This window comes from Pseudonocardia sp. 73-21 (assembly GCF_001899645.1).
Classification (GTDB): domain Bacteria; phylum Actinomycetota; class Actinomycetes; order Mycobacteriales; family Pseudonocardiaceae; genus Pseudonocardia.
In genome coordinates, this window is record NZ_MKVV01000083.1 from 128,126 (window position 1) to 146,143 (window position 18,018).

An 18,018-nucleotide genomic window follows, 5' to 3' on the forward strand; every position below is an offset into this window, starting at 1 on the left:
GCTGACAGGGTGGACGACCCCGTCAGCGTGCTCGCCCCGTCCCTGCCGCGCCCGCACATGATGCGCCAGCAGTGGCGCGACCTGTCGTTCCTGCACTGGGCGGTCGACCCGGCGACCGTGGCGCGGTTCATGCCACCGGGCGTGCGGCCCGACGTCATCGACGGGCGCACGTACGTCGGGCTGATCCCGTTCCGGATGGTCGGGGCCGGGTTCGCGCACGGCCCCGCGGTGCCGTGGGCGGGCACGTTCCTCGAGACCAATGTGCGTCTGTACTCCGTCGATGACACGGGCCGGCGCGGCATCGTGTTCCGCAGCCTCGACGCCGACCGCGCGGTGGTGGTCGCGGGCGCCCGTGCGGTGTTCGGCCTGCCATACCGCTGGGCCCGGATGCGCCACCGGCAGGTCGGCGCCGTGCACGGCTACGAGGCACGGCTGCGGTGGCCGGGGGTGTCGGCGAGCAGCCGGATCCGGGTCCGCGCCGGGGCACCGATGCCGGCCGGTCCGCTGGAGCGCTTCCTCACCGCCCGCTGGGGCCTGCACGTCGAGCACCTGGGCCGCACCTGGTACGTGCCCAACCAGCACCCCGCCTGGCCCCTGCGCCACGCCGAGGTGCTGGACCTGCACGACGGCCTGGTGGAAAGCGTGGGCCTGGGCCATCTGGCGGCGCGTCCGCCGGACCACGTGGCGTTCAGCGACGGCGTCCCGGTGGAGTTCGCCCTCCCCCGCCGCTGAACTACCCGGAGATCGCGGCGCCCAGCGCGGTGCGGCGGTGCAGCACCTCCCGCCCGGCCCGGCGGGAGGTGACCAGGCCGTTCTCACGCAGCACCTTCAGGTGCGTCGACGTGGTGGGCAGGCCGAGCCCGATGCGACGGGCCAGCGTGCTCGTCGAGGCCTCCTCGGTGAGGGCCTGCAGCAGCGCGGCGCGGGTCGCGCCCACCAGATCGCCGAGTGCGCCGGGGTCGCGGGCGGGCGCCGGCGGCCACAGGGTGCCCACCCCGCGGACGGGGTAGAACAGGGTCGGCTGCACGGGCGGGTCGGTGATGGCCACCATGTCCGGCCAGACGAAGACGCTCGGGATCAGCACCAGCCCACGGCCACGCACGTCGTCGGTGGTGCCGTGCGCGCTGCCGCCGTACACCAGCATGTCGTCGGCCCACCCGACCTCACGGTGCAGGCCGTTCAGCACCGAGCCCAGCCCGCTCGTGGCCAGCGCGGCGGCGCGGTGGGCGATGTCGGCGGCGAGCAGGTCGTCGATCGTGGCCCAGAACGGCCGGATCAGGATCTCCCAGCAGGTGCGCTGGGCGGCGACGATCCGCTCCAGGCTCCGCGCCGGATCGGCCAGCAGGCGGCGCACCCCGGCCAGCGTGCGCGACGCCGCCCTCGGGTGCCGCAGCCCCTCCGCCAGGTCGTGCACCACCTGCTCGAGCGGCGTGGCCGCGACGGTGGCCAGGTCGTCGTCGATCCCGGTGGTGGGGCCGGTCGGGATGGGGGTGATGAAGTCGGGGGTGGAACCGGGCCGGGGAACCAGCGGCCCGAGGACCTCCGCCGCGGGGGCGAGTGCGCGCAGGTCCAGGGTGCGCAGCCACGACAGGTGGTAGGCCTGCCGCCGCGGCTCGCGGGTGACCCGCAGCGCCTCCATCGTCTCCCACAGCGGCGACCGTGCGAACCGCAGCCCCAGGACGTCGCTGGTGTCGAACCGCAGGCCGAGGGGCACGTTTCGATCGTGCCCGAAGCGTGGGGAGAGCACGAGGGCGGCCTTCACGCTGGGGGCATGCCGACCTACCGCACCGTCCTGCGCAGCGGGGAGTTCCGCGCCGTGCTGGGCGCCCACGTGTTCTCGATGCTCGCCATCGTCGTCGGCGACGTCGCGCTGACCGTGCTCGTCTACCAGCGGACGTCCTCGCCGCTCCTCGCCTCGCTGACGTTCGCGATCGGGTTCGTGCCCATGGGGATCGGCGCCGTGGTCCTCGGCGGGGTGGGCCGGAGCCGCCCGAGCCGCGACGTCCTCGTGGCGTGCGAGGTGGTGTCGTCGGCGCTGCTGGTGGTGATGGCGCTGCCCGGCATGCCGATCCCGGCCATGCTCGCGCTGCTGGCGGTCAAGGGCTCGATCGACCCGGTCTTCTCGGGCACCCGCGCGGCGTCGCTGCCCGAGCTGCTCGGCGACGAGGGCTTCGCGCTGGGCCGCTCGCTGCTGCGGCTGGTGTCGCAGAACGTGCAGCTCGTCGGGTTCGCGGCCGGCGGGATCGCGCTGGTGTTCGTCACCCCCACCGAGGCCCTGCTCGGCGCGGCGGCCGGCTACGCGGCCTCCGCGCTGGTGCTGCGGCTCGGCACGCGCCGGCGGGCGCCCGTGGCCGCCCCGGCCGGTGGGGACGGACCGATCCACGCCCTGCGGACGCTCGTGGCCGTGCCCGGGATGCGACCGGTCATGGCGATGTTCTGGCTGCCCGGGTTCTTCGCGGTGGCACCCGAGTCGCTGGCCAACCCGTACGCGCAGCTGATCGGCGGGGGCACGGTGGCCGTCGGGCTGCTGCTGACCGGGCTGCCCGTGGGCTCGGTGCTCGGGGAGCTGCTCGCCGGGTCGCTGCTCGCGGCCGACCGGCGCACCCGGCTCGTCGTCCCGCTGGCGGCGGCCGGGTTCGTGCCGGTGCTGCTGTTCGCGTTCGCCCCGTCGCTCCCGGTGGCGATCACTCTGCTCGTGCTCTCCGGGCTGGGCACCAGCTACCTCATCGGGCTCGACCAGCTGGCGCTGGCGACGGTGCCCGAGGAGATCCGGCGCCGGGCGTTCACCCTGCTGCAGGCCGGGTCGATGGTGAGCCAGGGGCTCGGGTTCGCCGCGGCCGGGGCGGTCGCGGAACGGTTGCCCGTCACCACGGTGATCCCGCTGCTGGCGGCGTGCGGGCTGGCCGCGGTCACGCTCGTCGGTGTGCGCCTGCGCCGCGCCCACCCCGCCGCCGCGGCCGTGACGGCGCCACCGGTGTCCATGGGGCGGTTCGGCCCCGGACCGTCGGGGGTGCCGCCTACGATCGGCCCGTGACCCTCGCCGACACCGCCCCCCTGGACGTCCTCAAGCGGGTCTTCGGCTACGACGCGTTCCGGGGCGACCAGGCCGAGATCGTCGGGCACGTCTGCTCCGGCGGCGACGCGCTGGTGCTCATGCCCACCGGCGGCGGCAAGTCGCTGTGCTACCAGATCCCCGCGCTCGTGCGGCCCGGCGTCGGCGTCGTCGTCTCGCCGTTGATCGCGCTGATGCAGGACCAGGTCGACGCGCTCACCGCGCTGGGCGTCCGGGCGGGGTTCCTCAACTCCACGCAGGATCCCGAGCAGCGCCGCGCCGTCGAGGCGGCGTACCGCTCGGGCGAGCTCGACCTGCTGTACCTGGCCCCGGAGCGGCTGCGGGTGGAGTCCACGCTGCGGCTGCTGGAGCGCGGCACCATCGCACTGTTCGCCATCGACGAGGCGCACTGCGTGGCGCAGTGGGGCCACGACTTCCGGCCCGACTACCTCGCGCTCTCCCAGCTGCACGAGCGCTGGCCCGACGTGCCGCGCATCGCGCTGACGGCCACGGCCACGCGGGCCACGCACACGGAGATCGCACAGCGGCTCAACCTCTCCGACGCGCGGCACTTCGTCGCCAGCTTCGACCGGCCCAACATCCAGTACCGCATCGCGCCCAAGAACGAGCCACGCCGCCAGCTGCTCGACCTGCTGCGCACCGAGCACCCCGGCGACGCGGGCATCGTCTACTGCCTGTCGCGCAAGTCCGTGGAGCAGACGGCGGAGTTCCTGGTGGGCCAGGGCATCCCGGCGCTGCCGTACCACGCCGGGCTCGACGCGGCCGTGCGCCGGCGCAACCAGGCGCGGTTCCTGCGCGAGGACGGCGTGGTCATGGTGGCCACCATCGCGTTCGGCATGGGCATCGACAAGCCCGACGTCCGGTTCGTCGCGCACCTGGACCTGCCCAAGTCGGTGGAGGGCTACTACCAGGAGACGGGCCGCGCGGGCCGCGACGGGCTGCCGTCCACGGCGTGGCTGGCCTACGGGCTCGCCGACGTCGTGCAGCAGCGCAAGATGATCAACGAGTCGGAGGGCGACCGCGCCCACCGGCAGCGCCTGGGCCAGCACCTCGACGCGATGCTGGCGCTCTGCGAGACGGTCGAGTGCCGCCGGGTGCAGCTGCTGAACTACTTCGGGCAGCAGGGATCGCCCTGTGGCAACTGCGACACCTGCCTCACCCCGCCCGAGTCGTGGGACGGCACGGTGGCGGCGCAGAAGGTGCTCTCCACGGTGTTCCGGCTCGACCGCGAGCGCGGCCAGAAGTTCGGCGCCGGCCAGATCATCGACATCCTGCTCGGCAGGAGGACGGCGAAGGTGGAGCAGTTCGGCCACGACTCGCTCTCCGTCTTCGGGGTCGGCACCGACCTGGGCGAGGGCGAATGGCGGGGGGTGGTCCGGCAGCTCATGGCGCAGGGCCTGCTCGGTGTCGAGGGCACCTACCAGACCTTCGTGCTCACCGAGGCCAGCCGGCCGGTGCTGCGCGGCGAGCGTCAGGTGATGATGCGCCGCGACCCGGAGAAGGTGGCCCGCGGCCGGTCGCGGTCGTCGTCGAAGGCCCCGTCGTCGAAAGCGGGGCCGGTGGACATGCCGGCCGGGGCGGCGCCGGTGTTCGAGCGCCTGCGGGCGTGGCGGGGGGCCACCGCGAAGGAGAGCGGCATGCCCGCGTACGTGATCTTCCACGACGCCACGCTGCGCGAGATCGCCACGCGGATGCCCACCACCCTCGCGGAGCTGGGCACCATCAGCGGGATCGGGGAGAACAAGCTGGCCAAGTACGGCGAGGGGGTCCTGTCGACCCTGGCCGGCGAGGAGCCCGGGGCGCCCTGACCGGTTCATGATCACCGGCCTCGACGGCCGCGGGCGGCGCGAGGAAGCGAGGGGCACCGAGCGCTCAGTGGTTCCGGCCACCGGGTGACTCGATGAGCGCTGATCATCGTGCAGGCGCCCCGGCGCGGATGCGGGTGCCCTTCGGGTCGTACAGCGCGCCCTTCGCCACCGTCGCCCCGACCCAGTCGCCGTCCACCGCCACCGCGACCGGGCCCGCGGCGTCCAGCGGGAGGTAGGCGTAGGCGATCGAGGACGCCACCGTGTAGCCGTAACCGCCCGACGTCACCTGTCCCACCACGTGCTCCCCCACGCGCACCGGCTCGCCGCCCAGCGCCACCGAACGGGGGTCCTCGAGGACCAGGCAGCGCAGCTTCCGGGTCGGCGGACGGCGGGCGTCGGCCCCGATGTACCCGCCGCCGGCCCGGACGGCGAAGGACAGGCCGGCCTCGTCGGGGGTGGTGTCGGGGCCGATGTCGGAGCCCCGGGCGCGGTAGCCCTTCTCCAGGCGCAGGCTCTCGATCGCGCGGTAGCCGCCCGGCGTGGCGCCCGTCCCGGCCAGCACCGACCACAGCGCGGCCCCGTACTCCGTCGGGCAGTACAGCTCCCAGCCCAGCTCCCCCACGTACGTGACGCGCAGGGCGCGGACCGGCACGTCGCCCACCACGATCTCCCGCATCGAGGGGTACGGGAACGACAGGGACGCCGTGGTCAACGGGGCCAGCAACGACCGCGCGTCGGGGCCCCAGAGCCCGAAGCACGCCCACGCGCTCGTGACGTCGGTGACGTCGACGTCGAACGGGCCGGCGTGGCGGCGCAGCCACCCCAGGTCGTGCGGCCCGAACGCCGTGCCCGTGACGACGAGGTACGAGGAGGTCGCGACCCGCGTGACCGTCACGTCCATCTCGATGCCCCCGCGCTCGTCGAGCGCCTGGGTGTAGACGACGGCACCGGGCGGGCGGTCGAGGTCGCCGGCGAACACCCGGGCGCAGAACGCCGCGGCGTCCGGCCCGGTGATCTCGATCTTCGCGAACGACGACTCGTCGAACAGCCCCGCCGCGCTCCGCACGGCGACGTGCTCCGGCTCGACGCAGGGCGACCAGTTCCGCCCCGCCCACCCGCGCGGCCGCAGGTCCTCCGATCCGGCGACCGAGTAGTGGTTGACCCGCTCCCACCCGGCCTTCTCCCCGAACACGGCCCCGTGGGCGGCGTGCCAGGGGTAAGCGGGCGAGGTGCGCAACGGGCGCCCGGCCAGGCGCTCGCCGCCGGGGTAGCGGATGTCGTAGTAGCTCTCGTAGTTCTCCCGCGTGCGGGCCAGCGTGTAGCCCGGCGAGCGGTAGTGGGCCCCGAACCGGCGGACGTCCATGTGCCACAGGTCCATGCCCGGGTCGCCGTCGAGGATCCACGACGCCATCACCAGCCCGATCCCGCCGGCGCCGGCGATGCCGTGCGCGCAGAACCCGGCGGCGACGAAGAACCCGGTGACCTCGGTCTCGCCGAGGCAGAACTCGTTGTCCGGGGTGAACCCCTCCGGCCCGTTGATCATCGACGCGACGCCGACGTCGGCCAGCACGGGCACCCGGACCTGCGCGTTCTCGACGATCTCGGCGAACCGGTCCCAGTCCGGGGTCAGCAGCTTCGCGTTGAAGTCCGGCGACGGGGTGTGGTCGGCCCAGGCGGGCGCGGACCGTCGCTCGTAGCCGCCCATGACCAGCCCGTCGATCTCCTGGCGGTAGTAGACGAGCAGGTCCGGGTCGCGCAGCGAGGGCAGCGTGGCGCCCCCGATCCCGGGCACCGGCGCCGTCACGACGTACTGGTGCGACATCGGCACCACCGGGATCCGGACGTCGACGAGCCGCGCGATCTCCGCGGCGTACATCCCGCCGCAGTTGACCACCACGTCGCACCCGACGTCACCGCGGTCGGTGCGCACCCGCGTGACGCTGCGCCCGTGCCGCCCGTCGACGGTGTCGATCCCGACGACGCGGGTGTGCTGGGCGATCGTCACCCCGGCCGCCCGGGCGGTGGCGGCCAGCGCGTAGCAGAGCCGCGCGGGGTCGACCTGGCCGTCGGTGGGCGTGTACGCGGCCCCGAGCACACCGTCCGTGCTGATCAGCGGGAACAGCTCGCGCGCCTCGTCGGCGGAGATCAGCTCCAGCGGCAGCCCGGCCCGCTGCGCCCAGCCGTGCTGGCGGCGGATCTCCACCAGCCGCTCCGGCGACGACGCCAGCTTCAGCGACCCCGACTCCACCCAGCCCGGCGCGTTCTCCCCCGTCTCGAGCGTCCGGTACAGCTCGGCCGAGTGGACGTTCATGCGGGTCAGGGCGGGGTCCGAGCGCAGCTGACCGACCAGACCGGCCGAGTGGAACGTCGACCCGCTCGTGAGCTCGGAGCGCTCGACCAGCAGCACGTCGGTCTCGCCGCGCTCCGCGAGGTGGTGGGCCACGCTGGCGCCGCCCACACCCCCGCCGATGATCACGATGCGGGCGCGGTCGGGCAGATCGCTCACGGCGCAGACAGTACGGGAACCGCTAGCATCCCGGCTCATGTCCAGCGGCGGGGTGGAGGAGCTGCTCGACTCCATCCCCTGCACCGCGGGCCGGCCGCGCACCGTCGAGGACCTGCCCGGCGGGCTCACCAACCGCAACCTCAAGGTCACCACCCCCGACGGCACGGTCGTCGTCCGCATCCCGACCCCCGGGCCCTCCCTGCTGGGCATCGACCGCGACGCCGAGCACGAGAACTCCGTGCGCGCCGCCGCCGCGGGCGTCGGGGCGACCGTCCGGCACTACCGGCCCGGCCAGGGTCTCGTGGTCGACTTCCTGCCCGCGACCACCCTGACCGACGACGACCTGAACGATCCCGACGTCCTGGGCCGCGTGGCCGCCGCGTGCCGCCTGCTGCACGCCGGTCCGCGGTTCGTGAACCGGTTCGACATGTTCGACGTACAGGCCCGCTACCGGCGCATCGTCACCGAGCACGGCTTCCGGCTGCCACCCCGCTACGACGAGTTCGCGCCGGCCGTCGCCCGCATCCGCGAGGCACTGGGTCCACGGGTCACGGTGCCCTGCAACAACGACCTCCTGGCGGCGAACCTCCTCGACGACGGGGAGCGGATCCGGATCATCGACTACGAGTACTCCGGCAACAACGACCCCTGCTTCGAGCTGGGCAACCTCTGGAGCGAGGCCGCACTGCCGCCGCCGCTGCTCGAAGCGCTGGTCACCGCCTACTTCGGGGAGCCCCGGCCCGACCAGGTCGCCCGGGCCCGGCTGTTCGGGCTCGTCGCGAAGTACGGCTGGATGCTGTGGGCGTCGATCCAGGACGGCTCGAGCCCGATCGAGTTCGACTTCTGGTCCTGGGGACTGGAGCGCTACGACCGCGCCGTCGCGGAGTTCGACGGGCCCGATCTCCACCGACTGATCGGAGAGGCACAGCCATGAGGTCGCACCAGGGCAAGATGACGCTGGAGCAGCTGCGCGTCCACGTCGAGGACGGGTCGATCGACACCGTGCTCGTCGCGCTCACCGACATGCAGGGCCGCCTGCAGGGCAAGCGCTGCGACGCCCGCCACTTCGTGGACGAGGTGGTCGGCCACGCCACCGAGGCCTGCGGCTACCTGCTCGCCGTGGACGTCGACATGAACACCGTCGGCGGCTACGCCATGTCGAGCTGGGAACGCGGCTACGGCGACTTCGTGCTGCGCCCCGACCTCTCCACGCTGCGCTGGATCCCCTGGCACGAGGCCACCGCTCTCGTGCTCTGCGACGCCGAGTGGGACGACGGCTCGCCCGTGGTGGCGTCGCCGCGGCAGATCCTGCGCGGCCAGCTCGACCGCCTCGCCGAGCACGGCCTGGTCGCCGACGTGGCCACCGAGCTGGAGTTCATGCTGTTCTCCACGTCCTTCGACGAGGCGTGGCAGCGCAACTACCAGGACATGCGGCCCGCCAACCTCTACAACGTCGACTACTCCATGCTCGGCACCGCGCGGGTCGAGCCGCTGCTGCGGCGCATCCGCAACGGCATGACCGGCGCCGGGATGGTCGTCGAGTCGGCGAAGGGCGAGTGCAACCCCGGCCAGCACGAGATCGCCCTCAGGTACAGCGACGCCCTCACCACCTGCGACAACCACGCGATCTACAAGACCGGGGCGAAGGAGATCGCCGACCAGGCCGGCATGGCGCTGACGTTCATGGCGAAGTACGACGAGCGCGAGGGCAACTCGTGCCACATCCACATCTCCCTGCGTGACCCGGACACCGGCGCGGTGTTCCCGGGCGACGGCGAGCACGGCTTCTCCCCGCTGTTCGCACACTTCATCGCCGGCCAGCAGGCGCTGCTGCGCGAGTTCACCTACTTCTTCGCGCCCAACGTCAACTCCTACAAGCGCTATGCCGAGAACTCCTTCGCGCCGACGGCGGTCGCGTGGGGCAGGGACAACCGCACGTGCTCGCTGCGGGTGGTGGGCCACGGGCCGTCGCTGCGGGTGGAGAACCGGGTGCCCGGCGGCGACATGAACCCCTACCTGGGCGTGGCCGCCCTGATCGCGGCCGGGCTGCACGGCATCGAGAACGAGCTGCCGCTGGAGCCGGAGCTGATCGGCAACGCCTACACCTCCGACACGCCGCGCGTGCCGTCGACGCTGCGGGAGGCGGCCGAGCTGTTCTCCTCGTCGACGGCGGCGGTGGACGCGTTCGGGCAGGAGGTCGTGGCGCACTACGCCAACGCGGCGGAGGTCGAGCTCACGGCGTTCGACGCGGCCGTCACCGACTGGGAGCGGCGGCGCGGGTTCGAGCGCCTGTGACGGTCGCCGGTGTCCCCGTCGTCGGCATCACCGCCTACGGGGAGCGCGCGGCCTGGGGCGTCTGGGACCTCGACGCGGTGCTGCTCCCGCGCGCCTACACCGACATGGTGGCCGACGCGGGCGGCGTCCCGGTGCTGCTGCCACCCCGCGTCGAGGCGGCCGCGGCGGTGGACCGGCTCGACGCGTTGATCCTCTCCGGCGGCCCGGACCTGGACCCGGCCCGCTACGCCGCCGAGCCGCACCCCCGCACCGGTCCACCCCGGTCGCAGCGCGACGCCGCCGAGATCGCGGTGCTGCGTCGGGCGCTGGAGCGCGGGATCCCCGTCCTCGGGGTGTGCCGCGGGATGCAGGTGCTCAACGTGGCGCTCGGCGGCACGCTGACCCAGCACGTGCCCGACGTCGTGGGCCACGACGGCCACAACCCCTCGCCCGGGGTGTTCGGCCCGACGGAGGTGACGCTGACCGGCCGCGTCGGGGCGATCCTCGGCCCCACGGCGACGGTCCGGTGCCACCACCACCAGGCCGTGGACGTCCTCGCCGACGGTCTGACGGTCACGGGCCGCGCCGCCGACGGCACGGTGGAGGCGGTGGAGGGCGACGGCTGGGTGGTGGGCGTGCAGTGGCACCCGGAGCAGACGACCGCCGACCCCCGCCTGATGGCTGCGCTGGTGCGGCAGAGCGTGCCGGCCTGACCACGCGGTCCGGGGCTCTCGAGGGTCACGCCGGCGGCGTGCCCGCGACGCCCGGTGGACGAGGTCCGTCAGCGTCTCGATCGCCTCGTCGTCGGCCACCCCGCCGCTCCCGAGGGCACCACGGTCGTCGTCCGCCCGGACGGTCACGTCGGGTCCGTCGGCTGATCTACTGCACCCATGACGGAGCGGTTCGAGGGACGTACGGCGGTCGTGACCGGCGGCGGGAGCGGGATCGGGCTGGCCACGGCCCGCCGCTTCGCCGCCGAGGGCGCGAAGGTGGTGATCGGCGACGTCGACGCCGACGCGGGGCAGGCGGCGGCCGACGAGGTGGGCGGGCTGTTCGTGCGCACCGACGTGACCTCGGAGGACGAGGTGGACGCGCTGTTCACGGCGGCCGTCGACACGTACGGCAGCGTCGACGTCGCGTTCAACAACGCCGGCATCTCCCCACCCGACGACGACTCGATCCTCACCACGGGCCTCGACGCGTGGCGCCGCGTGCAGGAGGTCAACCTGACCTCGATGTACCTGTGCTGCCGCGCCGCCATCCCGCACATGCAGCGGCAGGGCAGGGGCGCCATCGTCAACACGGCCTCGTTCGTGGCCGTGATGGGGGCCGCGACCTCGCAGATCTCCTACACCGCGTCCAAGGGCGGGGTGCTGGCGATGAGCCGGGAGCTGGGCGTGCAGTTCGCGCGCGAGGGCATCCGGGTCAACGCCCTGTGCCCCGGCCCGGTCGACACGCCACTGCTGCAGGAACTGTTCGCCGCCGACCCCGAACGGGCCCAGCGGCGCCTGGTGCACATCCCGATGGGCCGGTTCGCCCGGCCCGAGGAGATCGCCGGCACCGTGGCGTTCCTGGCCAGCGACGACGCCAGCTTCATCACCGCGTCCACGTTCCTGGTGGACGGCGGCATCAGCGGCGCCTACGTCACCCCCCTGTAGGAGAGCTCACTCGGCCCGGGACCCCTCACCGGTTCGGTCAGGGTCGCGCCGTACCACTCAGCAGACCGCGGCCTGCGGAGTCGGGTTGGCCAGCCCGAAGAGACGACGCCCGCGCAGGCCGACCCACGTGCCGGCCAGCGCCACGGCACCCCGGACCCAGCCCGACAGGCTGCCCGAGGCGATCCCGGCCAGGTAGGCCCCGATGGTGCAGCCGCCCGCCAGCCGCGCCCCGACGCCCATGAGGATCCCGCCCAAGACCAGCGCGAACAGCGTGGCGGTGGTGCCCAGCAGCACAGCGTGAGCCCGCGGCCCGGCCGCCTGCCCCACCGCGACCAGCTGCCGCCACGCCGAGCTGAACCCGAACCGCGAGTGGAACAGCGCCACCCCCAGCCCGGTCCCCAGCGCGAGCAGTACGGCCTGCTGCGCCCCGAACCGCACCCCCACGTACGCGGGGAGGGCGGCGCCCACCACCCCGAACGCCCCGAGCAGCCTCCACTGCACCGGCGCGACGGACCGCTCCGCCGTCTCGACCACCACCGCACAGCCCCCACGACCCCGACGACACCGACGACACCGACGACCCCGACGACACTGCCGTTCGTCGGCTGGGGTCAGGTTTCGAGGCGGTGCAGCATCGCCGGCAGCTCGCCCGTGTGGACCACCGCCAGGCGTTGCGTCGCCCGCGTCAGGGCCACATAGAGGTCGTTCGCGCCCCTCGGGCTCTCCGCCAGCACCTCCGCGGGCTCCACCAGCACCACCGCGTCGAACTCCAGGCCCTTGGCCGAGCTGATGGGCAGCACCACGACGGGGCTCTCCAGGTCGACGTCGGGGTCCGGGGGGCCGTCGGGGCCGACCGGGCCCAGGTCGCGGGGCACGCTGCCGAGCAGGCGCTCCCGCAGGGCCACCACGCGCTCGGTGGGGGCCAGCACGACCGTGCGGCCCTCGCCGACCGCGCCGGCCTCCTCGGCCAGCACCTTCGCGACGGTGTCGTCGAGATCCGCGACGGTGCTGTGGACGGCCCGGGGCGCCACCCCGTTGCTGCGCACGGACCGGGGCGCGGCCAGCCCGGGCTCGATCACCGCGAGGACGTCGTCGGCGACCACCGCGATCTCCGACGGCGTGCGGTAGTTGACCGTGAGCTGCTCCAGGCGCCACCGGTTGGCGACGTAGGGCGAGAGCACCTCGCCCCACGAGTCGGCTCCCGCGAGGTCACCGGTCTGCGCGATGTCGCCCACGAGCGTCATCGACCGGGTGGGACACCGGCGCATGATCAGCCGCCAGGCCATCGCGGAGAGCTCCTGGGCCTCGTCGACGATCACGTGGCCGTAGGTCCACTCGCGGTCGGCGGCGGCGCGGTCGGCGGTGGAGTCGTAGCGGCGCACCTGCTGGCGTTCGGCGAGCCGGTCGGCGTCGACGACGTCGCCGGCGCGCAGCAGCTCGTCGTCGAGGTCCTCCTCGAGGTCGAGGACGTCGAGCACGCCCTGCGCGTAGGCGATCTCCTCGCGCAGCGCCTCCGCCTCGCGCGCCGCGGCCTCGGAGCCGTCGTCGCCGAGCAGCTCGGCGGCCTCGTCGAGCAGCGGGACGTCGGCGGGCGACCAGCGCAGTCCCTCGGGCACGTCCTCGGCCGACGGGGCGCGCAGCAGGAGCGCGCGGTCCTCGGGGGGCAGCCGCCGGGCCACGGAGCCGAGCTTGCGCTCGTCGGCGAACAGGTCGGTGAGCAGCTGCTCGGCCGACAGCGTGGGCCACAGCGCGTCGAGCTCCCGGCGCAGCTCGACGCTCTCGGTGAGCTCCTCGCGGATGTCGCCGATGTCGCCGCGGTCGAGCAGGCCGCGGGAATTCATCTGGGAGCCGCCGAGCGTGCGGGCCACCTGCTCGGCGAGCAGCCGGATGGCCTCCTTCTCGAAGATCCGCTTGGCCTCGTTGTGGGACTTGCGCGAGCGCCGGGCGCGGGTGCGGGCGGTGTTGGCGACGTCGCGGTCCAGCCGGACGTCCTGCTGGTCGATCACCAGCCGGATCGGACGGCGCGGCACCTGCTCGCGGTCGCGGACGGCCGCGGCGATCACGGCGGCCATGTCGGTGCGGCCCTTGACCTCCGCCACCGCGACGGGCTCGGGCCGGCGCGCGTCGAGGCCCGGGAAGAGCTGACCGACGGTGCCCAGCACCACCGACGTCTCCCCCAGCGACGGCAGGACCTGCCCGATGTAGGACAGGAAGGTGGGGTTGGGGCCCACGACGAGCACGCCGCGCCGGGCCAGGCGGTCGCGGTGGGTGTAGAGCAGGTAGGCCGCGCGGTGCAGCGCCACCGCGGTCTTGCCGGTGCCGGGGCCGCCCTGCACCACCAGCACGCCCGAGGGCTTCGAGCGGATGATCGCGTCCTGCTCGGACTGGATGGTGGCCACGATGTCGGACATCCGGCCGGTGCGGCTGGCCCCGACGGCGGCGAGCAGGGCCGCCTCGCTGGTGAGGCCGCTGGACTGCTCCGCCGCTCCCGCGGCCTCGAGGTCGAGCACCTCGTCGTCGATCGCGGTGACCTCGCGCCGCCGGGTGCGCAGGTGGCGGCGGCGCCGGATGCCCTCCGGGTTGGCCGCGGTCGCGGTGTAGAACGGGCGCGCCGCGGGGGCGCGCCAGTCCATCAGCAGCGACTCGTAGTCGTTGTCCTCGTCGAGCAGCCCCAGCCGCCCCACGTAGCGGCGCTCGCCGTCGTCGGTGTCGAGCCGGCCGAACGCCAGGCCGTGCTCGGCGGCGCGCAGCGCGGCGAGGCGGTCGGTGTAGATGCCGACCGCGACGTCGCGCTCGGTGAGCGCCTGGGGCGTGCCGACGGTCTCGTCGTGCAGCACGTCGTGGAGGCGCTGCGCCGTCTCGGCCCGGCGGACGTCGAGCCGCCCGTAGAGCATGGCCACGTAGGCGCGCTCGTGCTCGATCCCGTCGGGCTGGGACGTGCTGTCGGACACCGGTCGATCACCTTCGCGCGCAGACCATCACGGGGCAGGGGGAGTTGGAGAAACGACTTACCAACCTACCAGCGCGGACGCACTCGCGATGACGCAACGGGCCTAGACGCGGACCGGGGTGTCCGCGTGCTTCCGGCAGGTCGGCACCTCGGGGCGGGCGTCGAGCCGCTCGTCGTCGATCTGCTCGTGGCACACGACACAGCTGCCGTAGGTGCCGGCCTCGATGCGCGCCAGCGCCTCGGTGATGCCGCGCCGCTGCTCGGCGACGGTGTCCAGGAGCAGCTCGCTGTCCATCGAGGAGGTCACGTCGGCGCCGTAGTCGGCGGGGTGGGTGCCGTTCGAGCCCTCGTCGCCGGAGTCCGCCGCGGAGGCCCGGGACGACTCGGCGAAACGGGCGCGCTCGTCGAGGTCGGCGAGCTCGGCGGTGAGCAGGTCACGGGCGTGATCGGAATTCATGGTCCGGCATACCCCGTCCGTGACCGGCCCACTCGTGCTTTCAGCTACCCGGGTGGCGGGACCTCGGTGCGCGGCCGAACGGCTGCTCCACCGGCTCGACGGGCTCGGCCGCCGGGATCGGCAGCGTCACCGGACGGTCGGCCAGCGCGACCGGGTCGTCGTGGTGGCGCAGCCGCATCGGCGGGCCGCTGACCAGCGTGTACTCGGCCTCGTCCTGGCGCATCTCCACGCGCAGCTGACGGCCCTGCCACTTGAGGCCGAACGAGATCCGCGAGAGCGCCGGGGGCAACCGGGGGGCGAAGCGCAGCCCGCCGGAGTCGCACTGCATGCCGCCGAACCCCGTGACCACGGCCGTCCAGGTGCCGGCCATGGACGCGATGTGCACACCGTGGTCGGAGTTGCCGGCCAGGTTGTTGAGGTCCACCAGCGCCGACTCGGCGAGGTAGTCGAACGCGAGGTCCAGGTGCCCGGTCCACGCGGCCATGACGGCCTGGGTGCACGCCGACAGCGACGAGTCGCGCACCGTGACGGCCTCGTAGTAGGCGAAGTTGCGCTGCATCTGCTCGGGGGTGAACGCGTCGGGGCGCAGCACCATGGCGAGCACCAGGTCGGCCTGCTTGACGACCTGCTTGCGGTAGAGGTCGAAGTACGGGACGTGCAGCAGCAGCGGGTAGTGCTCGGCGGGGGTGTTCTCGAAGTCCCAGGTCTGGTGCTCGGTGAACCCCTCCGACTGCGGGTGCACGCCCAGCACCTCGTCGAACGGGATGCTCATGGCCTTCGCGGCGTCGCGCCAGCTGGCCATCTCCTCGGCGTTGACGCCGAGCCTCGCCGCGGCGCGGGTGTGCCGGGCCGCGGTGTCGGCGGCCACGCGCAGGTTCAGCTGCGCCATGAGGTTCGTGTAGACGTTGTTGTCCACCACCGCGGTGTACTCGTCCGGGCCGGTGACGCCGTCGATGCGGAACGCGCCCGACGAGTCGTGGTGGCCCAGCGAGCGCCACAGCCGCGCGGTGGCCACCAGCAGCTCGAGCCCCACCTCGCGCTCGAAGTCGACGTCCCCGGTGGCCGCGACGTGGCGGCGCACGGCGTCGGCGATGTCGGCGTTGATGTGGAACGCCGCCGTGCCCGCCGGCCAGTACCCCGAGCACTCCTGCCCGCGGATGGTGCGCCACGGGAACGCGGCACCGCTGATGCCGAGCTGCTCCGCGCGCTCGTAGGCCAGCGGCAGGATTGTCTGCCGCCAGCGCAGCGCGTCGGCCGCCGCCTCGGGCGCGATGAACGACAGCATCGGGAGGCTGAAGGTCTCGGTGTCCCAGAACGTGTGGCCGTCGTAGCCCTCGCCGGTGAGCCCCTTCGCCCCGATCGCGCGGCGCTCGGCGCGGGCACCGGCCTGCAGCACGTGGAAGATCGCGACGCGGACGGCCTGCTGCAGCTCGGCGTCGCCGTCGATCTCGATGTCGGCGGTGGCCCAGAAGTCGTCGAGGTAGTTGCGCTGCTCGGTGATCAGCCCGTCCCACCCGGTGTAGCGGGCCGCCGCCAGCGCCGCGCGGACCTGGTCGTGCAGCGCGGGCTGCGACCGGCGCGCCGACCAGCCGTACGCCAGGTACTTGACGATCGTGAGCGTCTCGCCCGGCTTGAGCCGGGTGATCACCGTGGTGCGGCCGATGTCCTCGGTGGCCTCGGAGGCGATCTTGGTGCCGTCCGGGCCGGTCACATCGTGGTCCATCGCCGCGGCCACCCGCAGCCCGGAGTGGCGGGTCTGGTGGATCAGCGTCGCGCCGGCCTCGTCGCTGCGGTGCTGCTCGGCCTGCAGCGGGTCGGTGAGGGCGGCCTCGACGCGGGGGTCGTCGTCGTCGCGGGAGGGCAGCTGCTCGTTGGCCACCAGCTCGGACTGGAGCACCAGCAGCGCGGGCTCGTCGAGCACCTGCACCTCGTAGCGGATCGCCGCGATGGCGCGCTGGGTGAGCGACACCATCCGCACGCTGCGCACCTTCACCGCGCGCCCGGCGGGCGAGGCCCACTCGACCTCGCGGGTGAGCGTGCCGGCCTGCAGGTCCAGCACGCGCTCGTGGTGGCGCAGCTCGCCGTAGCGCAGGTCGAACGGCTCGTCCTCCACCAGCAGCCGGATCAGCTTGCCGTTGGTCACGTTGATGATCGTCTGGCCGGACTCCGGGTAGCCGTAGCCGCCCTCGGCGTAGGGCAGCGGACGCTTCTCGTAGAACGAGTTGAGGTAGGTGCCCGGGGTGGCGTGCGGCTCACCCTCGTCGAGGTTGCCGCGCAGCCCGATGTGGCCGTTGGACAGCGCGAAGACGGACTCGGTCTGGCCGAGGTTCTCCATGTCCAGGCGCGGCTCGCGCACCAGCCACGGCTCGACGGTGAACGCGCGTCCGGGATCGGGGCTCATGACGGGACCTCCAGCAGCTCCGCCAGATCGTCGACGACGACGTCGGCACCGTTCTTCAGCAGGTCATCGCGGTGGCCGACCCGGTCGACCCCGACGACGAACCCGAACCCGCCGGCCCTGCCCGACGCGACGCCGGCGGTGGCGTCCTCGAACACCACCGCGTCCTCCTCGGCGACGCCCAGGTCGGCGGCCGCGGCCAGGAACGTGTCGGGCGCGGGCTTGCCGGGCAGCCCGCGCTCCCTGGCGACGACGCCGTCGACGCGGTGGTCGATGTACTGCGCGAGCCCCGTGATGTCGAGGACCTGCTCGGCGTTGGCCGACGAGGACACGCACGCCGTCCGCAGTCCCGCGGCCTTGACCGCCTCGAGGTAGGTGACCGAGCCCGGGTAGACGTCCACGCCCACCGTCTTGATCTTCTCCTGGACGAGGTCGTTCTTCCGCGTCGACAGGGCGTAGATCGTCTCGGCGTCGGGCGGGTCGTCGGGGCCGCCCTCGGGCAGCTCGATGCCGCGGGACGCCAGGAACCCCCGCGTGCCGTCGAGCCGGGGACGACCGTCGACGTACGGGCCGTAGTCGGCCTTCACGTCGAACTCCTGGAACGGCGTGCCGTCACGCTCGGCGCGGAGCTTCAGGTAGTCGTCGAACATCTGCTTCCACGCGGCGGCGTGCACGCTGGCCGTGTCGGTCAGGACGCCGTCGAGGTCGAAGAGGCACGCGCGGGTGCCGTCGGGGAGGCCGAGCATTCGCGCACGGTACCGATAGCGCCGATCACCGCCGAGAGCCGGCCGGGGCGCCCCGGCCCCGGCACCGGGCTGGTCACGTTCGACGACGCGCCGTGGACACGCCTGGTCGGCCCGCCGCTGTCGGGCCGGATCGACGGCGGGGTCGGCG

13 protein-coding genes and 1 pseudogene are annotated in these 18,018 nt (G+C 73.7%); 7 read left to right on the forward strand and 7 right to left on the reverse strand.

What is annotated here, in order from left to right:
- Nucleotides 1-9 precede the first annotated feature (9 nt).
- The gene (locus tag BGP03_RS26475; protein ID WP_296369858.1) at nucleotides 10-732 is read left to right on the forward strand and encodes a DUF2071 domain-containing protein; all 723 of its coding nucleotides are present in this window, start codon (nucleotides 10-12) and stop codon (nucleotides 730-732) included.
- Between the two features lies 1 nt (nucleotide 733).
- Here the strand turns inward: BGP03_RS26475 and BGP03_RS26480 are convergent, their stop codons facing one another.
- Nucleotides 734-1,714 (reverse strand): DUF5937 family protein, encoded by a 981-nt coding sequence (locus BGP03_RS26480; protein ID WP_296369860.1) that lies wholly within the window; start codon nucleotides 1,712-1,714, stop codon nucleotides 734-736.
- Nucleotides 1,715-1,771: 57 nt separating this feature from the next.
- Here BGP03_RS26480 and BGP03_RS26485 point away from each other — a divergent pair, with 57 nt between their 5' ends.
- Entirely contained in the window at nucleotides 1,772-3,034 is a 1,263-nt protein-coding gene (locus BGP03_RS26485) for an MFS transporter (RefSeq protein WP_296369862.1), read from the forward strand.
- Nucleotides 3,031-4,881, forward strand: coding sequence for a DNA helicase RecQ (gene recQ, locus BGP03_RS26490; RefSeq protein ID WP_298797686.1), 1,851 nt, complete (start codon nucleotides 3,031-3,033; stop codon nucleotides 4,879-4,881). Before BGP03_RS26485 ends, recQ begins: the two co-directional genes overlap by 4 nt.
- A gap of 103 nt (nucleotides 4,882-4,984) precedes the next feature.
- On the opposite strand, the gene BGP03_RS26495 is transcribed toward recQ, so the two are convergent.
- On the reverse strand, nucleotides 4,985-7,387 hold the full coding sequence (locus BGP03_RS26495; protein WP_298797684.1) for an FAD-dependent oxidoreductase: 2,403 nt from the start codon (nucleotides 7,385-7,387) through the stop codon (nucleotides 4,985-4,987).
- 37 nt (nucleotides 7,388-7,424) lie between these two features.
- On the opposite strand from BGP03_RS26495, the gene BGP03_RS26500 reads away from it, so the two are divergent.
- The 4 genes from BGP03_RS26500 (at nucleotide 7,425) to BGP03_RS26515 (ending at nucleotide 11,319) form a co-directional block, all read left to right on the forward strand.
- Nucleotides 7,425-8,321 carry a choline kinase family protein gene (locus tag BGP03_RS26500; RefSeq protein WP_298797682.1) on the forward strand — a complete coding sequence of 299 codons (897 nt, stop codon included), beginning with the start codon at nucleotides 7,425-7,427 and terminating at the stop codon, nucleotides 8,319-8,321.
- Nucleotides 8,318-9,682 carry a glutamine synthetase family protein gene (locus BGP03_RS26505; protein WP_298797680.1) on the forward strand — a complete coding sequence of 455 codons (1,365 nt, stop codon included), beginning with the start codon at nucleotides 8,318-8,320 and terminating at the stop codon, nucleotides 9,680-9,682. The genes BGP03_RS26500 and BGP03_RS26505 overlap by 4 nt, the downstream gene beginning before the upstream one ends.
- Entirely contained in the window at nucleotides 9,679-10,374 is a 696-nt protein-coding gene (locus BGP03_RS26510; RefSeq protein ID WP_296369869.1) for a gamma-glutamyl-gamma-aminobutyrate hydrolase family protein, read from the forward strand. The genes BGP03_RS26505 and BGP03_RS26510 overlap by 4 nt, the downstream gene beginning before the upstream one ends.
- 177 nt (nucleotides 10,375-10,551) lie before the next feature.
- Nucleotides 10,552-11,319 (forward strand): 3-oxoacyl-ACP reductase, encoded by a 768-nt coding sequence (locus BGP03_RS26515; RefSeq protein ID WP_298797678.1) that lies wholly within the window; start codon nucleotides 10,552-10,554, stop codon nucleotides 11,317-11,319.
- A gap of 57 nt (nucleotides 11,320-11,376) precedes the next feature.
- On the opposite strand, the pseudogene BGP03_RS26520 reads toward BGP03_RS26515, so the two are convergent.
- The 5 genes and pseudogenes from BGP03_RS26520 to BGP03_RS26540 form a co-directional block, all read right to left on the reverse strand.
- A pseudogene (locus BGP03_RS26520) lies at nucleotides 11,377-11,583 on the reverse strand (YeeE/YedE thiosulfate transporter family protein); the annotation flags it as partial.
- A gap of 347 nt (nucleotides 11,584-11,930) precedes the next feature.
- Nucleotides 11,931-14,213: an ATP-binding domain-containing protein gene (locus tag BGP03_RS26525; protein ID WP_296370106.1), complete on the reverse strand. Its 2,283-nt coding sequence runs from the start codon at nucleotides 14,211-14,213 to the stop codon at nucleotides 11,931-11,933.
- Nucleotides 14,214-14,372: 159 nt separating this feature from the next.
- Nucleotides 14,373-14,726: a TraR/DksA C4-type zinc finger protein gene (locus BGP03_RS26530; protein WP_296369876.1), complete on the reverse strand. Its 354-nt coding sequence runs from the start codon at nucleotides 14,724-14,726 to the stop codon at nucleotides 14,373-14,375.
- Nucleotides 14,727-14,766: 40 nt separating this feature from the next.
- The gene (locus tag BGP03_RS26535; protein WP_296369878.1) at nucleotides 14,767-17,127 is read right to left on the reverse strand and encodes a glycoside hydrolase family 65 protein; all 2,361 of its coding nucleotides are present in this window, start codon (nucleotides 17,125-17,127) and stop codon (nucleotides 14,767-14,769) included.
- A complete protein-coding gene (locus BGP03_RS26540) occupies nucleotides 17,124-17,870 on the reverse strand; it encodes a beta-phosphoglucomutase family hydrolase (RefSeq protein WP_296369880.1) in 747 nt (248 codons plus the stop codon). Before BGP03_RS26540 ends, BGP03_RS26535 begins: the two co-directional genes overlap by 4 nt.
- Nucleotides 17,871-18,018 lie beyond the last annotated feature (148 nt).

What these genes read in the sequence shown, in the direction of transcription:
- BGP03_RS26485 (WP_296369862.1), top strand. Translation starts at nt 1,772, where the DNA reads ATGCCGACCTACCGCACCGTCCTGCGCAGCGGGGAGTTCCGCGCCGTG.
- BGP03_RS26500 (WP_298797682.1), top strand. Translation starts at nt 7,425, where the DNA reads ATGTCCAGCGGCGGGGTGGAGGAGCTGCTCGACTCCATCCCCTGCACC.
- BGP03_RS26505 (WP_298797680.1), top strand. Translation starts at nt 8,318, where the DNA reads ATGAGGTCGCACCAGGGCAAGATGACGCTGGAGCAGCTGCGCGTCCAC.
- BGP03_RS26515 (WP_298797678.1), top strand. Translation starts at nt 10,552, where the DNA reads ATGACGGAGCGGTTCGAGGGACGTACGGCGGTCGTGACCGGCGGCGGG.
- BGP03_RS26525 (WP_296370106.1), bottom strand. Translation starts at nt 14,213, where the DNA reads ATGCTCTACGGGCGGCTCGACGTCCGCCGGGCCGAGACGGCGCAGCGC.
- BGP03_RS26530 (WP_296369876.1), bottom strand. Translation starts at nt 14,726, where the DNA reads ATGAATTCCGATCACGCCCGTGACCTGCTCACCGCCGAGCTCGCCGAC.
- BGP03_RS26535 (WP_296369878.1), bottom strand. Translation starts at nt 17,127, where the DNA reads ATGAGCCCCGATCCCGGACGCGCGTTCACCGTCGAGCCGTGGCTGGTG.
- BGP03_RS26540 (WP_296369880.1), bottom strand. Translation starts at nt 17,870, where the DNA reads ATGCTCGGCCTCCCCGACGGCACCCGCGCGTGCCTCTTCGACCTCGAC.